The organism is Hoylesella loescheii DSM 19665 = JCM 12249 = ATCC 15930 (assembly GCF_000378085.1).
Classification (GTDB): domain Bacteria; phylum Bacteroidota; class Bacteroidia; order Bacteroidales; family Bacteroidaceae; genus Prevotella; species Prevotella loescheii.
In genome coordinates this window covers 91,026-115,451 of sequence record NZ_KB899219.1, presented here as the reverse complement: position 1 = coordinate 115,451, position 24,426 = coordinate 91,026, and the positions used below count along the sequence as shown (strand labels likewise).

14 protein-coding genes are annotated in these 24,426 nt (G+C 49.1%); 12 read left to right on the top strand and 2 right to left on the bottom strand.

What is annotated here, in order from left to right; genetic code table 11:
• Positions 1-174 precede the first annotated feature (174 nt).
• From F453_RS0110760 to F453_RS0110700, 10 genes are all read left to right on the top strand, one after another.
• The gene (locus tag F453_RS0110760) at positions 175-2,589 is read left to right on the top strand and encodes a DUF3160 domain-containing protein (RefSeq protein WP_026292557.1); all 2,415 of its coding nucleotides are present in this window, start codon (positions 175-177) and stop codon (positions 2,587-2,589) included.
• Between the two features lie 122 nt (positions 2,590-2,711).
• Entirely contained in the window at positions 2,712-3,749 is a 1,038-nt protein-coding gene (locus F453_RS0110755) for a CapA family protein (protein ID WP_148295839.1), read from the top strand.
• A 793-nt stretch (positions 3,750-4,542) separates the two neighbouring features.
• Positions 4,543-7,890, top strand: a complete 3,348-nt coding sequence (locus tag F453_RS0110740; RefSeq protein ID WP_026292556.1) for a SusC/RagA family TonB-linked outer membrane protein — start codon at positions 4,543-4,545, stop codon at positions 7,888-7,890.
• A gap of 16 nt (positions 7,891-7,906) precedes the next feature.
• A complete protein-coding gene (locus tag F453_RS0110735) occupies positions 7,907-9,712 on the top strand; it encodes a RagB/SusD family nutrient uptake outer membrane protein (protein WP_018968012.1) in 1,806 nt (601 codons plus the stop codon).
• A gap of 265 nt (positions 9,713-9,977) precedes the next feature.
• The gene (locus F453_RS0110730; protein ID WP_026292555.1) at positions 9,978-11,537 is read left to right on the top strand and encodes a sulfatase family protein; all 1,560 of its coding nucleotides are present in this window, start codon (positions 9,978-9,980) and stop codon (positions 11,535-11,537) included.
• Between the two features lie 1,028 nt (positions 11,538-12,565).
• The gene (locus tag F453_RS0110720; RefSeq protein WP_025790102.1) at positions 12,566-13,525 is read left to right on the top strand and encodes a peptidoglycan DD-metalloendopeptidase family protein; all 960 of its coding nucleotides are present in this window, start codon (positions 12,566-12,568) and stop codon (positions 13,523-13,525) included.
• A gap of 376 nt (positions 13,526-13,901) precedes the next feature.
• Positions 13,902-15,278, top strand: a complete 1,377-nt coding sequence (locus F453_RS0110715; protein ID WP_018968008.1) for a bifunctional cytidylyltransferase/SDR family oxidoreductase — start codon at positions 13,902-13,904, stop codon at positions 15,276-15,278.
• On the top strand, positions 15,268-16,092 hold the full coding sequence (locus F453_RS0110710) for a LicD family protein (RefSeq protein WP_018968007.1): 825 nt from the start codon (positions 15,268-15,270) through the stop codon (positions 16,090-16,092). Before F453_RS0110715 ends, F453_RS0110710 begins: the two co-directional genes overlap by 11 nt.
• An 87-nt stretch (positions 16,093-16,179) precedes the next feature.
• Positions 16,180-17,286 carry a DNA polymerase IV gene (gene dinB, locus F453_RS0110705; protein WP_234398554.1) on the top strand — a complete coding sequence of 369 codons (1,107 nt, stop codon included), beginning with the start codon at positions 16,180-16,182 and terminating at the stop codon, positions 17,284-17,286.
• A 355-nt stretch (positions 17,287-17,641) separates the two neighbouring features.
• Positions 17,642-18,631: a YqiA/YcfP family alpha/beta fold hydrolase gene (locus F453_RS0110700; RefSeq protein WP_018968005.1), complete on the top strand. Its 990-nt coding sequence runs from the start codon at positions 17,642-17,644 to the stop codon at positions 18,629-18,631.
• Positions 18,632-19,070: 439 nt separating this feature from the next.
• On the opposite strand, the gene F453_RS0110695 is transcribed toward F453_RS0110700, so the two are convergent.
• Positions 19,071-21,224, bottom strand: coding sequence for a GH92 family glycosyl hydrolase (locus F453_RS0110695; RefSeq protein WP_018968004.1), 2,154 nt, complete (start codon positions 21,222-21,224; stop codon positions 19,071-19,073).
• An 89-nt stretch (positions 21,225-21,313) separates the two neighbouring features.
• Positions 21,314-22,330 carry a hypothetical protein gene (locus F453_RS0110690; RefSeq protein WP_018968003.1) on the bottom strand — a complete coding sequence of 339 codons (1,017 nt, stop codon included), beginning with the start codon at positions 22,328-22,330 and terminating at the stop codon, positions 21,314-21,316.
• 376 nt (positions 22,331-22,706) lie between these two features.
• Here F453_RS0110690 and F453_RS0110680 point away from each other — a divergent pair, with 376 nt between their 5' ends.
• Together F453_RS0110680 and F453_RS0110675 are read left to right on the top strand one after the other, a co-directional pair.
• Entirely contained in the window at positions 22,707-23,357 is a 651-nt protein-coding gene (locus tag F453_RS0110680) for an outer membrane beta-barrel protein (protein WP_025790103.1), read from the top strand.
• Positions 23,358-23,505: 148 nt separating this feature from the next.
• Positions 23,506-24,129, top strand: a complete 624-nt coding sequence (locus F453_RS0110675; RefSeq protein WP_018968000.1) for a porin family protein — start codon at positions 23,506-23,508, stop codon at positions 24,127-24,129.
• Positions 24,130-24,426: the final 297 nt, after the last annotated feature.

Here is a 24,426-nt window from a genome sequence, read left to right as displayed (position 1 = left end):
ACAAGCACGCCTAAAAAGCATAGAGAGAACCGCCTTCGGGGCAGAGATGGTAAGCAAAAACAAGCCCGTATCGCCATCATCGCCCCCGCTAAGGCAAGAAAATAAAGTACAAAACCCGAAGTGCAAGCCATCTTACAAGGTAATGGCGCGCACCTCATTAAAACAGAATTACCAATGAGAAAAACCCTACTACTAATCGTATTCATCGCATTGGGGATGGCAGTGTATGCCGACAACAACTCCAAACGGGTGATTTTACCTGGTAAGGGCAAACTAGACGTGGAGCGTTTCAATAAGGAGGTGAACCTAAAAACCGACCTTTCGAAACTCTCGCTTGCCGAACTGCGCATACTAAAAAACGCTTTCAAGGCACGCGAAGGCTTCATCTTCAAAGAAGCCGACCTGCGTGGCATCTACGGACAAACATCGTGGTACGACTCAATTATGTGGAACCGCGCAGACAACCTTAACGAAACGCTCGACGAAAACAATCCCAACGACTGGGGACAAAGGCTCCCGCAACTAACCATTGCCGAACAAACCTTCCTCAAGAAGATTGAACAGCAAGAGAAAAAGATACTGAACAACAAGGCCATCTTGCCAAAAGGCCACGTCGTTAACCTCGACCTGCTGCTCAATCCTTATCAGCTAGAAACCTTCGACCCCAGATTGCACGCTGCCATGAGTCGTCAAGGCTTCGCCATCGTACCAGAGCGGTTGCAGCAGTTGTTCCACGTTTACGAGAAGAACGACTACTCCAACTTCCCCAGTTTCGTAACCACCGACCTCTATTTGCAGCTTTTCCACTTCTATTTCGACAACATCCTGCGCGACACCGAAGAGAAAAAGCTCGACTCGCTGGTAACGGCCTTCTCGCGAGGGATGTTTAACCGCATGACCAAACTGGCAACCACGCCCTCAACGGGCAAGCAAACCAAGGCCGCAGCAGCCTTCTGCCAGGCCTATTTTGCCGTGGCCATCGCCCTTTCTACAGGCAAAACGCCTGCCGGAGTTACTGCCGCCTATAAGCAGCATGTGGCTTCCGAGATTAAGAAGGTTAAAGCTTCAGAAAACACCTATTCTACATTCTTGGGCTATACCGAGGTAAAATATCCCTATTCGCTTTATCGTCCGCGTGGGCATTACAGTCGTTCAGAACGCATCAAGCATTATTTCCGCACCATGATGTGGCTACAAAGCGTGCCGTTTGGCACCGATAGGCCCGACCAACTCAAACGAGCCATGCTCATTGCACACGTCGTTGGCAGCGACCCACAGATGAAGAGCGCCTACAACGCCCTGTTCGAGCCCATCACTTTCCTCTTTGGCGAACCCGACAACATCACCATCATGCAGGTTTACGACCTGATGCAGGGTGCTGCTCCCGAGAAAGTGTTCGTTAACGAACAATGGTTGAACGACATTGCAAAACGTATCGACGAAGTGGGCGAAAAGCAAACGCGCATCCGTCCCAAAGTGAGTCTCACCTCGCGCAATAAGATTAACCTGATGCCTCAACGTTACATGCCCGACGCCGAGGTGTTAAACGAAATGGTTGACGAGAAACACAAGCCCACCAAACGCGACGTTCCGAGTGGGCTCGACGTGTTTGCCGCCCTTGGAACATCGGCTGCCGAGCGCATATTGGTAGAAGAACAGAAGGAAGACAAACGCTGGGAGGGCTTTTTACCCACGCTGAAAGCCATGAAGCAACGCATGAAAGAGATTGACTGGAACAGCAGTGTGGCCAACAGATGGGTTGATGCCTTGGCCAAAATGAACAAGCCTGTGGCACGCGCACCTTACTTCATGCTCACCACGCAATGGGAAAAGAAGAACCTGAACACCGCTCTGGCCTCGTGGGCAGAACTGAAACACGACGCCATTCTATACGCCAAGCAACCCATGGGAGCAGAATGTGGCGACGCAGGACCACCCGAACCCATCGTGAAAGGTTATGTTGAGCCCAACGTTCCGTTCTGGAAGAAGGCCGTAGAGCTAATGACGCAAATCGATGAGGTGTTTAAACGCTACAAGATAAACACGCCCAAGATGGACGCCACCACAGAAAGGGTGAAGGAAATGGCCGAATTTCTGCTACGCATTAGTGAAAAAGAACTGTCTGCCGACCCCATTCTCACAGACGAGGAATACCAAAGCATCGAGATTATCGGTTCGACTGTCGAGAACATTTCGCTTGACTTGGTGCGGAACGACAACCAATATCTAGATGGCTGGGACAACGTGGAAGGGGCCGATAAGAGCGTGGCCGTGATAGCCGACATATACACCGCCAACATGTCTAACAACCCCGTTCCCTCCATTCTCTATGCAGGTACAGGCCCGGCATTCGTCATCTACGTGGCCGTACCTGTGGGTAACGAGCTTTATTTAATGCGTGGCGCAGTGCTATCATACCGCGAATTGAAACAGTCGACCGACCAACAACGGCTCACCGACGAGGAATGGCAAGAGAAACTCAAAACCAAACCTTATCTGGGCGTGCCTAAATGGATGGACGAAATTACCGTTCCGCTAGACAATATGCCACTAGATAACGAAGAAATGTTTTATAGTTCGGGATGTTAGGCGAGTGAGCCTGCCTAGAACACCTAGGAAATACAACTCGCTAAAACGCCCTGTGCCCTAGTATCACTAGCAAACCAGGGCCGCACCCCCGAACTGCGCCTCCTTGACTAAGGATAATAAGCATGCTTAAAAAAGTATTTCAACACTTCTACGTCGCACCCCTGTTGCCCTTTAAGGCAATGGGGTGCGCGTTCTTCTTACATGTTGCAAGTCTTTGTCGCAGCGTGCTTATGGTCTTATACCTAACCTTTTCGTTCGCGGGTGGTGTGCAAGCGCAGACTTCCGACACGCTATCCGTGGTGTTCACAGGCGACATTCTGCTCGACCGAGGTGTGCGTAAACGCATCGAATACCTAGGGTTGCGCAGCCTTGTTAGGCCAAAGCTGCAACAAGTTTTTAAGCAATCGCGCTTCGTAGTGGGTAACCTAGAATGCCCCGCAACCAAAATCAAACGGCCCGTGTTTAAGCGTTTCGTGTTCAGGGGCGAACCCGAATGGCTCTCATGGCTCACCAATAACGGCTTTACCCACCTCAACTTGGCCAACAACCACAGCATAGACCAAGGCCGCGACGCATTGATGGATACGCACCTGAACATTAAACAGGCAGGCATGACACCCTTCGGGGCGGGCGAAAACATGCTTGATGCCTCACAGCCCCTACTGCTGGCCACCCATCCGCGCCCCGTTTACATCTTGGCTTCTCTACGTCTGCCACTCGAAAACTTTGCATACCTAACCGATAAGCCATGCGTTAGCCAAGAACCCTTAGACAGTTTGGTGGCCCGCATCAAGCGTTTGCGTCTAAGTCAGCCCAACGCCTACATCGTGGTAAGCCTGCATTGGGGCACCGAACATCAGCTCTCACCCTCGGCCCAGCAACGCCATCACGCGCGCCTATTGGTAAACGCAGGAGCCAATCTCCTTGTTTGCCATCACACCCATACCCTGCAAACCACCGAACAATACAGGGGTAGCACCATCTTTTACAGCATCGGCAACTTTATTTTCGACCAAACAAAACCCATCAACACTCGCGCTTGCGTGGTTAGACTGGTGCTTACGGCGAACGAAGCGCACGTGGAAACCATCCCCATAGAGATAAACGCCTGTGTTCCCGAAATGGTTTTGGGCGAGCAAGCCAAGTCGTTCGCCCCCTAACCTTGAAGCCAAAACCAAATCCTTCGTTAGGTTTCTGCCATAGAAAGTCAAGCGGTCATACCCCAAACGCAATCCAGTTGCATGGCATCTTTTATGCCTCCACAAAGCGCTTTCTTACTGTTCGATTTGCGAAACATTTGCTTCTGAAACACGTTAAATAAGTTCTTGTAGTAAGCTTTTTAATTACTCGCCTTGGTATTGCATAGATGGAACCCTCTTCCATGTCATCTGGAACATCCTTCCATCTCATCTGGAACCCTATTCCAAATGATATGGAATTCGATTCCCAATGATATAAACTTTGCCAATAGATAAGATTATTCATAACGAATATATAATCAATGCTTTATGTCATTTATATCAGCGCATTACATCCGCATTGATGATGCGCCTGCCCAAGTTAACAAACAACTCGCAAATGCCGGCATATAGGTGAAGGATATTGCGCAAACTACTGCGCAGCATTGTACCATCTACCGCATAATGGTTGGTTCGTTGCAATGGGCAGGATTGAGAGAAACATGCGCAACATTGACCGTACACATCGCAAACGCCAAACGAGGGCACACTGCACGCCCACCAATCAAAAGTTTGCTAAAAAGAAGTTATCTTTTCCTATCCTGCCTGTTTTCGCCCAAAAGATAGCCTATTTCTCTTATTTTATTATTACTTTTGCACCGTAACACTAACATATCGACTATTTACCAAAGACGCATATAACGCAATCTGCTATGCTTCTGCGCGCTAACATAAGATGAAATGAAACTAAGTTATTAAACTAAATCTTTACACAATGACATTTTACCTATCAAAATGCAAGCCTCAAAAGGTTCTTGCAACAACCCTCCTGTTGTATGGCAGTATGGGTTTGCAGGCGCATGCACTTACGGTTGGCACGGCTAAAAGCCCTTCCAATGCGCAAGAAACTACCGCCCCTGCCAGTTCGCCAACCGCATTAAACACAATCGAACACCAACCATCTAATGCCACCAATCTGCAAACGGGCAGGCAAGTGCGAGTGAAAGGACATGTGGCAGATGCCAATGGCGAGCCCATTGTGGGTGCAACGGTGACGCAACGCGGAACGAAAAACGCCACCGTTACCGACATCGACGGCAACTTCACTATCGAAGTGCCTGCCCAAAGCGAACTAACCGTGAGCTATATTGGCTTTGCCGACCAAACGGTGAAGGCTGCTCAAGACGTAACCATCGTGCTGAAAGCCAACGAAGAATCGCTAGACGAAGTGGTGGTGGTTGGTTATGGCGTGCAAAAGAAGGTGAACCTAACGGGTGCCGTATCGGCCGTTAAGGGCGACGAATTGCAGATGCGCCCCATCACCGACGCTTCGCAGGGCTTGCAGGGCATGGTGCCTGGTCTGCTTGTTACCAACAACAAGGCTGGCCGACCTGGCGCAACGGGTACGCTAAGCCTTCGCGGACAGGGCAACCTCTCTGGAACTGGTCACCCATACGTACTGGTTGACGGTATCGAAATGAGCCTATCCGACATTAATCCCAACGACATTGAGAGCATCTCGGTGCTTAAAGACGCCGCCGCTTGTGCCATTTACGGTGCTCGTGCCGCGTATGGCGTTATCTTGGTAACGACAAAGAAGGGTGCCGAGGGCAAACTGCACGTTAGCTATCAAGGCTCGGTGGGATGGTCGTCGCCAACGGTTTTGCCAAAAATGGCTAATGCCTTAGAGTTCGCCCACTTCTGGAACGACGGCGTTACCAATGCTGGCTCGTCGCGCCTTTATAGCGCAGAGAAGTTGGAAAAGCTTAGACAGTACATGGAAAACCCCGAAAGCGTGAACCCCTGGTATGAGTTGCCAGCCAACGCCAACATGAACCCCGCCTTCGAAAACTCTGAAAGCGGTGTGGGAAACGTAGACTACTTTAAGCTGCACTACAAAAACAGCGCCTTTAAACAACAACACAACCTGAGCTTTAGCGGTGGAACTAAAGCCGCACAATATTATATCTCAGGCGGATATCTTGAAGAAGACGGTATTCTTCGTTATGCCGACATCAACTATAAGCGTATGAACGTAGCCTCGACCATTAATTCGCAGATTACGCCGTGGATGAAAATGAAGTTTGGTTTGAAGTTCCGCCACTCGCTAGATAAGACTCCCTTCGGCAGCGGTGCTATCGCCGATGGGTTCTTCCACTCGCTGGCGCGCTTCCGTCCTACGGTTTCGGTGGTAGACCCCAACGGACATTTCACCGAACTTTCGATGATTCCCTACTTGCAAAGTGGCACATACACCCGCACCAAACAAGACCTGATGAACCTCAGCGGTGGTTTAGAGTTCAACCCCTTCAAGGGTTTCAACATCTACTTAGACTATACTTACAAGCTCTCCAACTGGTCGTATCAGGCCAAGAGCGTGGCTCCGCTCATCTATGGAGCCGATGGCGTGAGCACGTCTAAGGGCGTTCGCAGCGAGCTAGGCATATCGGCGCAAGGCGGTTTTACGCGTGCCGAGAGCCATACACGCTACCAAAACATCAGTCTTTACGGCAATTACACGTTCTCGTTGTTCGATGCCCACAACCTGACGCTTATGGGTGGCTACCAAGAAGAAGACAACGACTACGACTATCTCTACAACGGCATCACGGGAATTTACTCTACCACCAACCCAAATGTGGGTATGGGAACGGGCGACAGACCTGTAACCGACACGCGTAATGGCTGGGCCACGCGCGGTTTCTTCGGTAGGATAAACTACGATTACAAAGGTCGCTACCTCGTTGAGTTCAACGGACGTTACGACGGTTCTTCTCGTTTCTTGCCCGAACATCGTTGGGGGTGGTTCCCCTCTGTGTCGGTGGGCTGGAATATCACACAAGAGAAGTTCATGGAGCCTATCACCAGCACGCTCTCTCACCTTAAACTGCGCATGTCTTACGGTCGTTTGGGCAACCAATCGGGTGCAGCGCTCTACACTTTTGTCTCTATCATGCAACTAAGCGACAGGCTTGGCCAGTACATCTTCCCCGAAGGACGCCGCATGTACATCAATGCGCCAGCCGTGATAAACAGCGCCACGACGTGGGAAAAGGTAAATAGCAAAAACATCGGACTAGACTTTGGCCTGCTGGGTAATGCCCTTACGGGTAGTTTCGACCTCTTCGAGCGCAACACTAGCGACATGCTTGGCCCAAGTGTAGACTATCCCGACTACTTCGGAGCTAAAGCACCGCAAACCAACAATGCCTCGTTGCGCGACCGCGGATGGGAATTAACGCTGAACTATCGTGGTAAAATAGGTCGCGACATCGACTTCCAAGTGGGTGGTTCGCTGTCAGACGCATCGACCGTTGTTACCGAATACGCCAACCCAACGGGTAATGACCCCGCAGGATCTTGGTACAAGGGCAGGCGAGTTGGTGAAATATGGGGCTATCGCGTAGATGGCATCATACAAACACAGGCCGAAGCCGACCAATATAACAGCACCTACAACACCTCGTACTTTACAACCAAGCCCTGGGAACCAGGCGACTTGAAGTTCAGAGACCTTAACGGCGACAAGAACATTAACAACGGCAAGAACGTTTTGGGCGATATGGGCGACGTGGAGGTTATCGGCAACACCACGCCCCGCTATCAATACACCATCAATGGTATGGTTAGCTGGAAGGGATTGAGCCTTAGCTTGATGTTCCAAGGTGTGGGTAAGCGCGACTGGAACCCTGCGGGCAACATCTACTTTTGGGGTTCGGGCCCCTACGCACAAGTAACTGTGTTCAAAGAACACCTTGATTACTGGACAAAAGATAACCCCAACGCCTACTATCCACGACCTTACATCAACACAGCAGGTGCTGTGGGCGCGCATAGTGCCAAAACCTTGCGCCACACAACCGACCGTTATCTGCAAAGCGCAGCCTATTGCAGGCTCAAAAACATAACGCTTAGCTACATCCTACCCAAACATTTGGTGAAGAAAGCCAACCTTGAGCAGGTGCGCGTGTTCTTCTCTGGCGAGAACCTACTTACCTTTACCAAGCTTAAAGGCATGTTCGACCCCGAAGGAGTCTTTACTCAAAACGACTATAACAAGGAAGGTGGCAAGAACTATCCTATGAATAAGGTGGTGTCGTTTGGGCTTACTGTCAACTTATAACTAAAATATACGCAAGATGAAACTTACACATTATATATATATAGGAGCGTTGACGCTATCCGTTTCGAGCTGCTTCGACCTCAATAAAGAACCCGAAGGCGTGCTTTCTACCGTTAAGCCGTTTACGGGAGTTGGCGAAATGACCAGCTATCTCGACCAATTTTACGAGTCGGGGGTACGCGAACAGGGCTTCAATTGGACGGGAGCGTACATCGCTAGCGGCGACTTGATCAGCGACAACATGTCGGGAAGCGCCATCAACACTCGTCTCAACGGCGACCTCACCCTTGCCAACGCAGGTAAATTGGATGCCTATACCCATATACGCAACGTCAACTTTATGCTTACCAACCTAGGCAATTGCGACGAAAAGGGCTCTGCACGCTACAAGCAATGCGTGGGCGAGGCGCACTATTTCAAGGCTTGGTTCTACTATACGCTGTTTAAAAGCTACGGACAACTTACGTGGTTGGACAAGCCCCTTGACCCAAATACAGACCAAATGCTGTTGCCACGCGCCAACCGAACGGTGATTGCAGACAGTATTCTCTCTGAACTAGACAAGGCCATTGCCAACCTTAACGAGCAAAACAGTGCGGCATCGATGCGCGTTCATCGTGATGTGGCTCGCGCCTTAAAGGCCGAAGTGGCCCTATACGAAGCTACTTGGGAGAAATATCACAAAGCAAAGAACGACCCTTTCTTCGATCCTACCGTTACGCCTGAAAAGATTTCGGACTATCTGAACCAATGTGTTGAGGCCTGCAAGGCCATCGTAGACCGCAAAGTGTGGAGCATCTACACCACCAACAACACGACGAACGACTATCGACAGCTGTTCCAAACCGAAGACTTATCTAACAACAAGGAAGTGCTTTGGTTTAAACGCTACGATGGAACGAACATCGGAAACAACGTAGACCGTTACCTTAACAAGGGCGGAGGAAGTGCTGGCATAACGGCTTCGCTGGTAGACGACTACCTAACCATCGACGGACAGCCCTTTGTTGGCACGGCTAAGACCGACGCGAAGAAGGTTTTTGGCGACGAACTTAAACCCACCTTGCGCGACCCGCGCCTATCTCAAACGGTGTGTATGCCGGGTCAACAGCTGCGTCCTGACGAAGGTCCGTACAAGCTTCCACCGCTAACGGGGGCAAGCTATCACAAAAACGAGACGGGCTACTCCATACTCAAGCACGTACAAATTGACTTCAAGGGAAGCCTAGACGCCGAATTCCGTGGCAGCACACCAGGCATTCAGTTCAGGTATGCAGAGGTTTTGCTCAACTATGCCGAAGCGTTGGCCGAACTGGATGGTGCTGCAAACGCCGCAAAAATTGTGGAGTTGGTGTCTCCCTTACGTAAACGCGTGGGCATGCCCGATATGGATTTCGACCGCGAATACAACACTTCGGCCGACTATCCTTTCCATACGCTCGACAAATACTTACAAGCCGTTAGGCGCGAAAGGCGCGTTGAGCTAGCCATCGAAGGCAAACGCTTCGACGACATCATGCGTTGGGCTGCCGCTCAAGAACTCATCGTGGGTCAACGAGCCGTTGGCGCACTCTTCGTGGGCAGCAATTTAGAGAACAATCCTGCATACGGTGGAAAGCTAGTTTACGACAAAGCCACGGGCAACAACCTCTACCTGACGGGTAAAACGGGCGATGAACTGCGCTATATTCTGCCCAGCAACCCTGCGGGCAACGAGCAAGGCTGGCGTTTTAACCCCGCTCGCGACTACCTGCTACCCATCGCCCCACGCATGCTTAACCTCACCGAGAATCAATGGAAGCAAAATCCTGGATGGGAATAGCAAGTGAAGTAGTTGACGAATAGACGTATTAACAAGTAGACAAGTTAATCAGTGAACGAGTTGACAAGTCAATCAATGAACAAGTTGACAAGTTAATCAGCTGAAAAGTTCACAAGTAAACGAGTTAACAAGTAGACTAATAATTAAAACAACAAAGCATCTCACTCCCCTCTCCTCTTGGAGAGGGGTTGGGGGTGAGGCCTTTTTCACCTCTTCCCTTTAAAGAAAGGATTGGTGGTGAGACCTCTTTTTACAATCACAAACAATGAACAGAAACCTCTCTCTTTCCCTAACGGGAGCGGCATTGCTTGCACCGATGACCGACGCCACGGCTCAAACCAAGCAAGTACAGCACAAGAAGCCCATGAATATCGTGTATATCATGAGCGACGACCACTCGTATCAAACCATCAGCGCATACGATAAACGGTTTATCGAGACGCCAAACATCGACTGGATTGCCAACAATGGCGTGCGATTTACCAACAGCTATGTGGCCAATTCGCTTAGCGGTCCCTCGCGCGCTTGTATGCTTACGGGCAAACACAGTCATGCCAACGGCTTTACAGACAACACCAAGACCTTCGACGGAAGCCAACAAACCTACCCCAAGCTGCTGCAAAAGGCGGGCTACCAAACGGCAATGATTGGCAAATGGCACCTTACCTCCGACCCAACAGGATTTAATTATTGGGACATTCTCATTGGTCAAGGCGACTATTATAACCCCGATTTCAAATGCAACGGTCAGAAAATGAAACGGCCTGGCTATGTAACCAACGTCATTACCGACGTTGCGCTCGACTGGCTAGAAAACAAACGCGACAAGGATAAACCTTTCTGCCTGCTGCTTCACCATAAGGCGCCACACCGCGTATGGGCTCCCGACACCTGCGACCTCGACCTTTACAGCGATCGCACCTATCCCCTACCCGCCACTTTCTATGACAACTACGAAGGCCGACAGGCTGCCGCCAAGCAAAAGATGAGCATCATAAAGGATATGGACATTGTTTACGACCTGAAAATGGCCGACAAAGAGAACGAGATTCACTCGAACAAGTGGCTCGAAAAATGGGGAAGAGAGGCCCGATTGCGCATGTCGCCATCGCAAAGAGAACAATGGGATAGGCACTACGACCCTATTATCAAGAAGTTTAAGGAAGATAAGCTCACGGGAAAAGCGCTCGCCGAATGGAAGTATCAACGCTACATGCACGACTATATGCGTGTTATCCATAGCGTAGACCGCAACGTGGGTAGGGTTATCGACTATCTTCGCGAACACAATTTGCTAGACAATACGCTCATCGTGTACACCTCCGACCAGGGTTTTTACATGGGCGAGCACGGCTGGTTTGATAAGCGCTTCATGTACGAAGAGTCGTTTCGCACGCCATTACTGATATATATGCCCGGCGGAAAGCGTGGCGACATCACGGAGATGGTGCAAAACATCGACTACGCCCCTACCTTCTTGCAGCTCGCTGGCGTAAAAGTGCCGAGCGACATACAGGGTGTTTCGATGCTACCTCTTCTCAAAGGCAAGCGTGTGCCATGGCGTAAGTCGCTCTATTATCACTATTACGAGTTCCCCGACGAGCACAACGTGTGCAGACATTACGGTGTAAAGAACCAACGTTATGTGCTGATGCACTTCTACGACGACATCGACGCATGGGAACTTTACGACCTAAAGACCAACCCGTCACAGTTGAACAACATCTATGGTAAACCTGGAACGGAGGCCGTTACACGCGACTTGAAGAAAGAGTTGCTACGCCTGCAAGAGCAATATAACGACCCAATAAGGCACAAGATGTAAGGCTACACGCGCCTTAAGCAAACAATTGCCAAGCAGGGGGCACTATTATCAGGTACTACCCATGGCATCAATGCGTGGCCGACAGTGATTCTGTCGGCCACGTTTCCTTCATCACTCCCACGAAAATAACATCCTCCCATCCCAGCATATAGGAAGCCACCCCTCCTTATATAATATGTACGCGCGCGCGTACGCGAGAGAAAACGTTTGTCGTTGTCTACTTTTTTCAAAACTTCTTTCTCGTTAGTCATCCACCATATTTCACCCCATCTACCCCCATTTTCTAACCTCGCACAACACTCTTGTTAAACCCATGCGATGAAGTTTATCATCCAACGTTTTGTTACCTCTAAGATGTAACCCTGTTACTTGTTAAATGGAACCTTGTTACATATCATCTGGAACACCCTTCCATCTTACATGTAACAAAGGTACCAAACATTGGGAACTTGCCAAGTGCCTAAAAAGCTCGCTACAAAGGCTGTTTTCAAGGAAATTCAAACAATAGCCAACCCAACGCAAAAGCATTCTGAACAGAAAACGATGGCAACCCAATCATATCGCCCACACACAAAAAGACGTAGGCTAATTGCCAAATCTCAGGCTCATAAAACCATTTTTCAGGAGCAGGCACAAAGACATGAGGCAACACCAAAACCATATTTTCTCTCCCGCTTTTGCATTTCTATACATTTCCCCAAAAAGTCTTTTTTGAGGCCTAAAACTTGTAAATCTGTAAATATTTATGCCCAAGCAAGAGTAACAAACGTTAATAAATTATAACCGAAAATATTACAAAATCACCCTTAAACACTTTATATAAGGGCATTATACCAATTCGACACATGTTATTAAACATGTTAACCTTTAAAGAAAAAGAAGAGAAAAGGGCTGGTTTTAGATAATAATTCGCTATATTTGCATCGTCTTTTGACACACACCTATCAGCAACCATGCAAAAATGGTTTAACAAGCGAATTTTGATACCATTATTCATTTCGCCCATGTTGTACCTATAAGAATTTAAAATGAGACTGAAAAGAACAATTAAAACGATTGCTTTTACAGCACTTCTCACGATGTGCGCCACACCAATGGCAGCGCAAGACCTACTGGCTAGACAAGCACCCGTTGACCGAAAAATGAAATCGGTAGACACGCTCGCACTGCAAAACATCCTAAGAAGAGAAGCGGCAATGTCGCCTGCATCAAACCTCTACGACTCGTGGGACAACACCCGCACCCACAACGTCACGGCTCTGCCCGACTCGTTTCTCATCAACCTACGTCATTTCTGCATGCCAACACCCAGCCGAGTTGTAACAAGTAACTTCGGAAGTCGTTGGGGCCGCCAACATAAAGGCTTGGATATAAAGGTTTATATTGGCGACACCATACGCGCAGCATTCTCTGGCAAGGTGCGCATAGTGAAATACGAGGCTGCTGGATACGGCAAGTACATCGTGATTAGACACCCCAACGGATTGGAAACCATCTATGGACACCTCTCCAAACAACTGGTAGCAGAGAACGAAGACGTAAGGGCAGGCGACCCAATTGGACTTGGTGGCAACACCGGACGAAGCACTGGTTCGCATCTTCACTTCGAAACACGCCTCTGCGGTGTAGCTCTTAACCCCGCCCTATTCTTCGACTTCAGGGCACAAGACGTGGTTGCCGATAACTATATGTTCCGTCGCTCTAACTACGAAATGGCTTCGGCCGAGGCAACACGTTTGCGTGGAGTAGTTGGAAACGGTGGATATAACCGCGAAGACGTGTATGGAAAGGTGGGACGTGATAAGGACGAAGCACCACAAGCACCTCAATACAACGCTACCGAGAAACTTTATCATAAGGTATCATCGGGCGAAACATTGGCCACTATCGCAGAAAAGCGTGGCGTTAGCATCGACACGATCTGTCGACTTAACCACATGCGCCGCAACGATAAGATTAGGCCAGGACAAATTCTACGTTACTCGTAAAATATGAAACACTAGATTTAAGACATTATAAAAACACAACGATGGCGGGCAGACCATAATGGTTTGCCCGCCATTGGTGTAAATAAGGCGAACAAACAGCAACAACAGGCCTCACCCTCAGCATTTCCCCAAAGGGAGCAGGGAGCAAAATCCATTGCCGATTATACGAATAACGGCACCATTTTATCCTTTAAATCACGACGACAAGCGAAAAGATGAGGGGGCGATTTAGCGCCATTCATCACGCCATTTACAAAGCACCGCTCTCCTCGCTCCATTTGGAGAGCATTTGGAGGTGAGGCTTTTTTCCTGTCTTCCTTGTAAAATCAGTAAGTTTACACTACCTTTGCATACAAAGAAACACAAACGCATCAATATGGCAAAACGTAACATCGCCGTCGTTTTGGCGGGCGGAGTGGGAAAGAGATTGGGCATGACCACACCCAAACAGTTCTTCAAAGTGGCTGGAAAGATGGTTATCGAGCACACGGTGGATGTGTTCGAGCGTAACGCGCACATTGACGAGATAGCCATTGTAAGCAACGCCATGCTCATTGCAGACATCGAAAACATCGTACTTAAAAACGGGTGGGCCAAGGTGAAGCGTATCCTTAAAGGTGGAAACGAACGCTACGAGTCGAGCCTTTCGGCCATTAAGGCCTACGAAAACGAATCCGTTAACCTTATTTTCCACGATGCCGTGCGCCCACTAGTTAGCCAACGCATCCTTAATGATGTGGTGGAGGCATTGCAAACCTACTCGGCCATCGACGTGGCCATGCCTTCTGCCGACACCATTATTGAGGTTGAGGGCGACTTTATCAGTCATATACCCGACCGTTCACGGCTTCGTCGTGGACAAACGCCGCAGGCTTTCGCGCTCGAAGTTATCAAAGAGGCCTACGAAAAGGCACTACTCGACCCCAATTTCAAGACCACCGACGATTGCGGAGTGGTGAAAAAATACCTGCCGCAAACGCCTATCTACGTGGTGGAAGGCGAAGAAAGCAACATGAAACTTACCTACAAGGAAGACACTTACATGCTAGACAAGCTTTTTCAGCTGCGCAACAACGAGGCCGAACGTATCGATTTGGCCCAAGTTTCGCTCGCTGGGAAGGTGGCCATCGTGTTTGGAGGTAGTTACGGAATTGGTGCCGACACGGCCAAGATGCTGGAAGAGCGGGGGGCTAAGGTGCATTGTTTCTCGCGCAGTAGCAATGGCGTAGACGTGGGCAACAAAGAAGATGTAGCACGCGCGTTTGCAGAAGTGGCTCAGAAAGAGGGCAGAATAGATTACGTGGTAAATACGGCTGGACTACTACAAAAGGAACCTTTGGCCACGATGAACTATGCCGACATCGCTTATAGCGTGCAAACCAACTACATGGGAACGGTAAATGTGGCTCTCGCCGCTTATCCCCACCTCAAGCAGAGCGGTGGTAGGCTGGTGTTTTTCACCTCTTCGTCGTACACGCGCGGTCGCGCTTTTTACAGCATCTACTCGTCTACCAAGGCCGCCATCGTTAATTTTGTGCAAGCCGTTGCACAAGAATGGGAGGCCGACGGCATTCGTATTAACTGCATCAACCCCGAAAGAACGAAGACACCCATGCGTGTAAAGAACTTCGGAATAGAACCCGACGACACCCTACTGGCATCTGAAAAGGTGGCCGAAGCTACTTTGCGCACCCTGCTTTCGGATGATACAGGATTGGTGATAGACGTTAGGAGGGCACACGATGAACACTAATTCGCCCCTGCAACGTTTCAAACAACGCCACCTTCGAGCCTGTCAACTTAAACAACTGACCATCCTCGAGGCCATACACGATATCTGCCAACGCCACGCCATACCCTATTGGCTCGACGGCGGAACACTTTTGGGCGCGGTAAGGCATGGTGGATTTATCCCCTGGGATGACGACATAGACATCGCCATGCGAAAGGCCGACATGATGCGCTTTGTGGAAGTGGCGCAAAAGGAACTTCCCAAGGGGCTAATCGTGCAGTCGCCATTGATAGACAAACATCTGAAAGAGCCCATTACCAAAGTGCGCGACCTCAATTCGTTCTTCGTTGAGCCTGGCGACGACTTCTCGCACGATTACGAAAAGGGCCTTTTTGTAGACATCTTTCCCTTCATTCCCTACCCCACCCTTTCGCGCAAACTCGTTAAAAAGCTAACGTTGGGCATCTCACGAAGCTATTCCATCCTCCATAAAGCCCACCATTACAGTTTCCGTTCGTTTGCCGAATTCTTCTGGTTTGGTGCAAAATACGCCATTTGCCGTACTGTTTGGGCTGTGTTGTGCGCCTTTAACAACGACCGCAACACGTATATCTCCAACATCCTACACAACAACGGCTACGGCATCATGCACCGTCAAGACAGCGTTTTCCCCTTAACCGAAATCACTTTCGAGGGCAAACGCTTCATGGCCCCTTGCAATCCCGATGCCTACCTGCAAGACCTCTACCGCAATTACATGGAAATTCCCCCCGTAGAGAAACGTAAAATCCACGCCATTTTTGTGTTAGAGACACTGGAAGAAGAGGGTGAATAGGAAGTTGGAGAAGAAGCATAGGCACTGCAACGATATCAGAAAGCCTCACCAACACGGCCAAAGGAATAACCTTCCTACAAGCATTGGATGTATAATAGTATGGCGCAAGACTTCAATCGCAAAATCATTCACATCGACATGGATGCCTTCTATGCCTCGGTGGAACAACGCGACGACCCCTCGTTGCGTGGAAAACCCGTGGGCATTGGTAGTGAAGACAAGCGCGGGGTGTTGTGTACGGCCAGCTATGAGGCACGCAAATACGGGGTACATTCGGCCATGTCGGGCGCGCAAGCTAAGCGAATGTGTCCCGAACTGATACTGATACCACCCAATTTCAAGAAATACAAGCAGGTGTCGCAACAGGTTCACGAGATATTTCACCGCTACACGGACATCGTTGAACCGCTATCGCTAGACGAAGCTTATCTAGACGTTACACAAAACAAGCAAGGAATAGAACTGGCCGTTGACATAGCGAAGCGCATCAAACAAGAGATATACGACGAATTGCACCTCACAGCCTCGGCTGGTGTGTCGTTTAACAAGTTCCTGGCTAAGGTTGCGTCCGACTTTCGCAAGCCCAACGGCATCACGGTGATACATCCCAGTCGCGCCATGCACTTCATCGACAATCTGCCCATCACCGACTTTTGGGGCGTTGGACATAAAACTGCCGAGACGATGCACGCTATGGGCATCTTCAATGGTGTCGACTTGCGCCAGCTTTCACGACTTCGACTGCGACAAGTGTTCGGTAAGGCAGGCGAGACGTACTACAACTTCGCTCGCGCCATCGACCCCCGACCCGTTGAACCACATTGGGTAAGGAAGTCGGTGGGATGCGAACGCACCTTCGAAGAAGACAGTTCGAGCCCCAATGTGCTGCTAACCGAGCTCTATCGCTTGGTGTTAGAGTTGGTGGAACGCCTGAAAAGGAACGACTTTAAGGGGCGAACGCTGACGCTAAAAGTGAAGTTCCACGACTTTACACAGATTACGCGCAGCAGAACAGCACTTCACATCCTTCGAAAAAAAGAAGAGATCCTGCCCATAGCAAAGGCTTTATTAAGCGATGTAGACTACTCCTCGCACCCCATAAGACTGCTGGGCGTACAGGTTTCGAACATCAACGACGGGCCACATCGTCCACAATGGATACAACTTGAATTGCCGTTTAAGAAGAGGAGTTAAGGAATTCTCTTTGAGGAGTTATGAAGTTCTTTTTGAGGAGTTATGGAGTTAAGGAGTTAAGGAGTTAAGCCAATAGTCTTGCTGCAGAGTAACTATGGCTTAACTTCTAACGAGCAAAGCGAGTGATAACTCCTTAACTCCATAACTCCTCAAAAGAAATCAACCCTCAACTCCTATGCATACGGCTTAACTTCTAACGAGCAAAGCGAGTGATAACTCCTAAACTCCATAACTCCTCAAAAGAAATCAACCCTCAACTCCCCATACATACGGTTTAACTCCTAACGAGCAAAGCGAGTGATAACTCCTTAACTCCATAACTCCTCAAAAAGAACTCCATAACTCCTAATTAAAAATGGACCCAACAAAAACATACCCCGCCCTGATGAAGGGCAAGAAAATAATGTACGTTCACGGCTTTGGCTCGTCGGGGCAGTCGGGAACGGTAACGCTTTTGCGCACACTTATGCCCGAGGCCACAGTCGTTGCGCCCGATCTGCCTTTGCATCCCGCCGAGGCCTTAGCGCTTCTTCGGCAGACGTGCGATACCGAAAAGCCCGACCTCATCATTGGAACCTCGATGGGCGGCATGTATGCCGAGATGCTTAGAGGTGTTGACCGCATCCTGATTAACCCCGCTTTCGAGATGGGCGACACGATGGTGAAGCACAATATGGTGGGCAAACAGACCTTTCAAAACCCACGGGTAGACGGTGTACAAGACTTTATCGTAACCAAAGCATTGGTAAACGAATATAAGGAAATTACCACGCAGCTATTCAATGGCATAGACGAAACCGAGCGGCAACGCGTAACGGGCCTCTTTGGTGACGAAGATACGAGCGTAGACACCTTTGATATTTTCGCCCAACACTACCCCACGGCTATTCGTTTTCATGGTGGACACCGACTTACCGACAAGGTGGCGTTGCACTATCTCGTACCACTGATACGCCAAATAGACGACCGACAGATAGGCCGACAACGTCCTATCGTGTTCATCGACGCCAATACGCTGGCCGATAGTTACCAAAAGCCGATGCCCAGCATGCACAAGGCCTACGAAATGCTTATCGAAAACTACGACGTTTACATACTTGCGCCATCGCCAACAAACGCCCCCGAGCATATAACGACACAGATGGCATGGGTGGAACAGCACCTTAATGCACCCGCATTCAATCGTGTGGTGCTCTGCAACAACAGCAACCTGCTCTATGGCGACTACCTTATCTCGCGCCACGAACACCCCAACTTTCTTGGTTCGGCCATCCTTTTTGGCGGTAACGACCTCAAAACCTGGGACGATATCATCGTGTTTTTCGACCGACTTGGCGGGCAATAACCCCACTAACACTCAGCCTTTACCACACGCCAACAAAACGCTTAAACACCGCTTTATACGTTCACGTTGCCCTACAAGCGTTTTGTAGTGTGGCTACAAGCCAATTGTAGTGCCGCTACAAACCTTTTGTAGTCCCACTACAACACTTTTGTAGTCGCCATACAAAGCCTTTTGTAGTCACCCTACAAAGCATCTTGTACACCTCAAATTGGTTTCTCTACACTTCTTTTCGCTGCATTAATGGGGTCTGCACACACATCTTTTGCAGTGCCATTCATAGTATATGTACGGGCGAGAACAGGGTGTAGAAAGCGTTTACACAGGGCACACATATATAAGGAATGGCGTTGGAGCCACCCCCTAAAGGGCATACTCCAACGCCATTCCTTATGTTCTGCGGTACATCCATGAAACAAGCACGATGCCCTAAGCCTCATTATTAAGGCCTGTCGCTTACCTTTGTGCCAAATGTTGAGGGCTTCTCGGCCATCACAAATTCGAGTTTGCCACCCCGCATAATGTCCTTATAGTCGATATACGAACGGGTATATGGCTTGCCGTTAAGCTTAGCACTCTGAATATAGATGTTCTTGGCGCTATTGTTTTTAGCCTCAATGGTGAACGTTTTGCCACCACCCACGTTCACCACAGCCTTATTGAAGAGTGGCGAACCAAATATATACTTGCCACCAGCAGGCTCTACCTGATACAATCCCATAGAAGAAAGGATGTACCAAGCCGACATCTGACCCACGTCTTCGTTACCGCTAAGTCCGTCGATACCGTCGTTGTAAAGCGTGTTCATCACTTGGCGCAACTTAAGAGCAGCCTTCCAAGGCATACCTACATAGTTGTACATATATATAATATGGTGACTGGGCTCGTTGCCATGAGCATATTGACCGATAAGACCCGATATATCGGGCGACGCATCTGCCCCCATCTTACCATCGAGAATAAAGAGTGAGTCGAGTTTTGCCACAAACGGTTTCTCGCCACCAAAGCATTTCACCAGTCCATGCACATCATGGGGTACCAACCAAACGTATTGCCAAGCGTTGCCCTCGGTGTAATCGTCTTGGCGATGCACCGAATTGAAGGGGTCGAACGGTTCGCGGAATTTGCCATCGGATGTCTTTCCGCGCATAAACTTTGTGCTCTTGTCGAAGTAGTGATCTTTATACGATTGGCTGCGCTTATAAAAATAGTTGTAATCTTCGGTCCGTCCCAGCTGCTTAGCAAGCTTAGCGATGCCTGCATCTGCCAAAGCGTACTCCAGTCCCTTAGCAACGGTTTCGTATTCGGGGTCTAGGTCGCAAGGCAAATAGCCGTATTTCTTAAGCAAACCCATTCCGCGTTCGTCACGCATAGCCGATGCCTTGGCTGCTTCAAGCACCTTATTCTTATCCACATCAAAGCCTTTCAGGGCAATATCAATCAGTACGGGGATGCCCGGATTGCCCACCATGCAATCGGTTTCATTGCCCACGAGGTGCCAAACGGGCAGTTTGCCCTGCTGATCGTAGATATGCAGCATGGTTTGCGCTATGTCGCGTTGCTTCTCAGGATGAATAATGGTCATCAGTGGATGTGCTGCGCGATAGGTATCCCACAGCGAAAAGGTGGTGTAGTTTTTGAAATCGCCACGATAAACCTTACCATCTGCCCCACGATAGTCGCCGTTAACATCGCTGAACACCGAAGGGGCGAACATCGAATGATACATGGCCGTGTAGAAAGTGCGGCGTGCAGCAGCATCGTCGGTTGTGATAACGATTTTGCCCAGCTCTTTATTCCATTCCTCGTTAGCCTTAGCCACCGTGCCGCGGAAGTCCCACGAGGGTAGTTCGGCAGCGATATTGGCTCGCGCATTGTCTTCGCTCACGGGCGAAATACCCACTTTCACCAGCAGTGGTTCGTCGTTATTGGGAGTGGAAAGCACGGCCAGACTGTCGCCTTGGCTTGTAGCAAGGGTTACGGGACGCGAGAATTGGGCCACAAAATACACGCGTTGGTCTTTCGCCCAACCTGTGGAGTAGCGATAGCCCGACAGCTCTGTGGGCGAATTTTGCTTGAACGCGCTCTTCGTCATCTTGTCCCAACCGATGCCTTGCGATAGGTCGAGCCTTACGAAAGCCGTTTGTGCGTCGGTGGGATAGCTGTAACGATGCAACGCTACGCGAGCAGTGGCGGTTAGATCGACCTTTATACCCGACTTCAACATCACCGAATAATAGCCCGGACGCGCATGTTCGCCCTTGTGCGAGAACATCACGTCGCGTTGCATAGCATCGGTTGTGGGCAGCAAAGCAATGTCGCCCAGATCGCCAATACCCGTTCCGCTGAGGTGCATTTGCCCGAAACCAATGATAACCGAGTCGCTATAATGATAGCCCGAGCACCAATCCCAGCCGCGTTTATATTGCGTTGGGCCTACCTGCACCAAGCCATAAGGCACGTTTGCACCTAAAAACACGTGCCCATGTCCACCTGTGCCGATGTAGGGATCTACATATTGGGTTAAGTTTTGCGCCCAAGCGCCAACCCCTACAGCGAGGAATGCGATTAAGGCAAAGAGTTTTTTCTTGATCATATCTGTTGTTTTTATATTTGTTATCTTGTTTTAGAACGGTAAGGCAGTTTGTTGGCATATTGCCGTAGGGCATTGCCTGCGCATCGTTATCAACGATGTTTCTCCATGCCGAGCCACATCCTTACGCGTTTAGCCATAGATTTGCCAATCTGCTTGAAATGTCCGTGGCGCAGGTTGAGCCACAGTTCGATGAAGGCATAGCGCGTTTTTATCCACGGATGTCCCCATGCGTGGCGGCGATAAACGCGTTCTTTAAAGGCCACGTGCTCGATGATGTGGGGCGGATGGGTAAGGGGAAAACTCTGCTCAATACGCTTCATGGTGAAGATGCGACGCAAGGCAGCGGGCATGGTGTTAAGCGTTGAGAAGTGGGTAGAGTCTTCTATCACCCCGATATTATTTATTTGATTGCGCGTGGGCATGATGGCCACCCCCGAATTAAGCAGCATCGACGCCCAGAAAATGGTTTCGTAATAGGCCTTTCCACTGGCTTTGTGGTCGGCGCACATCTTTAAGAAGTCGGGGCGAAGCTGCCGTTGGGCGATAAGTTGGCGCAGTTGGCGCAGCGTTTGCGGGTCGTCCATAAACCGATAGTCGGCATCCCACGTATCAATAACCCTCTTCCACGACGCCCAACCCCAAATGGAGAACACCGAAGTGAAGAAGTAGTCGCCCGAAACGTCTGTCGTTTGCTCGTCGCTATTAAATCCCGCCACCATCCACACACGTTCATCGTGCTCGTATCGGTCGAGCATTTCCTTGCAAAAAGGGAAGAAACTCTGCGTGGGCACATCGTCGTCTTCTAGCACGATGCACTTGTCGGCCATCGAGAAAGCCCATTTTTGCGAGATATATTCAGAGGGATCGCACCCGTAATTACGTTCTTGGTATAGGTGTTTTACGTCGCATTCCCAGTCTATGTCTTCAGCAATGCGTCGGCAGGCCTCAATGCCAGGCATGTCTTTCGCACCTCGGGGTCCGTCTTGATACAAAAAAAGTCGCGACGGGCGCGCCTCTTTCACCGCCCTGAAAACCTTTTCGAAGGGTTCGGGACGGTTAAAAAACAATATCAACACGGCAACATCTATCTTCGCGGTATGCTTCATAAGGGGCAATCTAGTTTGTTTTTGTGGCATGTTCTGCCTTTTCGCCAGGGACATTTTCAGCCCCATCGAAGACCATACGAACAAGCCCAACATCAATTGTTATGGTTAGCGGCTGGCCATTATGGGCCATAACCCCTGCTATGCAAAGATAAACGTTTTTATTGGCATAGGCAAATATTGGACGAAACACTTATGTATGAATTTGTCTAAAACAAGTTAAAAATATACGACTATCTAGCCTTTATACTGATATTTTCCCTATCTTTGCCAACGTAAAGAATTAGAGTACCTTGAAAACATACTGAGGCGCATATAATGCACCACGCTATTTGTTAATTAATTTTTACGTATCATTTAGACTATAACACAAAAAATTATGAGAAAGATTTTAATGATTGCGCTGCTTTTGGCAGTAACTCTTAGCGCGTTTTCACAACGCCGACGCACGATGCGCCGCAGTTATGCGCGTTCTTCACAATGGTACATCATGCCTAAGGGCGGATTTAACATCGCCACAGTTACCAACTGGGGCAACAATGTACGTTTCGGCTTGGCGCTAGGTGGCGAATTAGGCTGTCGCGTTTCGGATGTCGTTACGCTCTCTGGTTCGCTTATCTACTCGCAACAAGGAACAAACTCGTGGTTCTTCGATAGGGATTACGACACGTATATCCGTCTCGACTATCTCAACTTGCCCTTCATGGTGCACTTCAACGTTGCTCCAGGACTTGAACTTAAAGTGGGTTTGCAGCCGGGTATCTTGGTAAACGATGCCGTAACGCTAAAACGCAATGGATACATATACGAAGGGGACTTCCACCATGGTATGAAACGCCTAGATTGGGATGATGCCCATGCAGAGTCGGTAGACATGTCGATACCTTTCGCCATTTCGTACCAATTCCGTCAATTGGTGTTCGACGCACGCTATAACATGGGCTTAAACAACGTTGCCAACCGCACATGGTGGCGCAACGGACGCAACAGCGTGTTCCAATTCACCGTTGGATATAAGTTCGACCTGTAACATGACCACCGTCTAAAGCCACCTTTCGCATCGCGCGAAGGGTGGCATTAGACGATAACTACCACGCCAACAACCTTATTAAAACCTTTCTCGGCTTGTCCGAAAATATATTTTTTTACATCAAACAACAATCAAAATCTTAATTAAAATGAAGAAGTTTACTACCCTATGCTTATCGTTGCTACTTTCGGCAACGACATTTGCTCAAACCGAACCTGGTACATTCAGCCTACAACCCAAAGTAGGTATTAATGTAAGCAACATCATTTCATCTGATGGAGATAACGGAGCAAAAGCCGGACTTGTATTTGGAGCAGAGGCCAACTACCAACTTAACAAGCTGCTTTCCTTCTCGCTTGGCACCATTTATTCTCAACAAGGCACCAAACAAAGTCTTAATGGGACTGACGTAACCATGAAACTCGACTACATTAACGTGCCAATACTCATCAATTTTCACGTAGTCAAAGGGCTAGCCCTTAAAGTAGGAGTGCAACCTGGCTTCTTGATAAACGACAAGGCGATTGTAGAACGAAATGGTGTTTCTGTTGAATTTGGCATCGAAAAACTAATACAGAACACGCCACAATACTCCAATGTGAAACTACAAAACTTCGATTTTAGCATCCCCATCGGCGTATCATACGAATTTAGCAATGTGATGCTGGACGCAAGGTACTGTCCTGGACTGGTAAAAATCTTGAGCGACGCACCCTCTAGCGACAGACACATCGTGTTCCAATTCACCGCTGGGTATAAGTTTGCTTTGTAAACAACACACCCAACTTATTAACTAACACATACAAATAGCGCCATTGGCGCACAATAAAAACAATAAACGAATAAGCCAACCCCAATGTTTTGGCCAGTGACATCTTGGGGTTGGCTTTTTGTATGCTTATCCCAACACATCCATTGGCACCAAAACAACACTGTCCAACTTACGACCTACAATGTTTGTAGATATGGCTTATTTTGCGTATTTTTGCAAAACAAAAGACATTCGCTGTTACCATCCTGTACATACAAGCACCACTTGTGGGGCAGCGACTTGTCTTTTAAGGCAGGT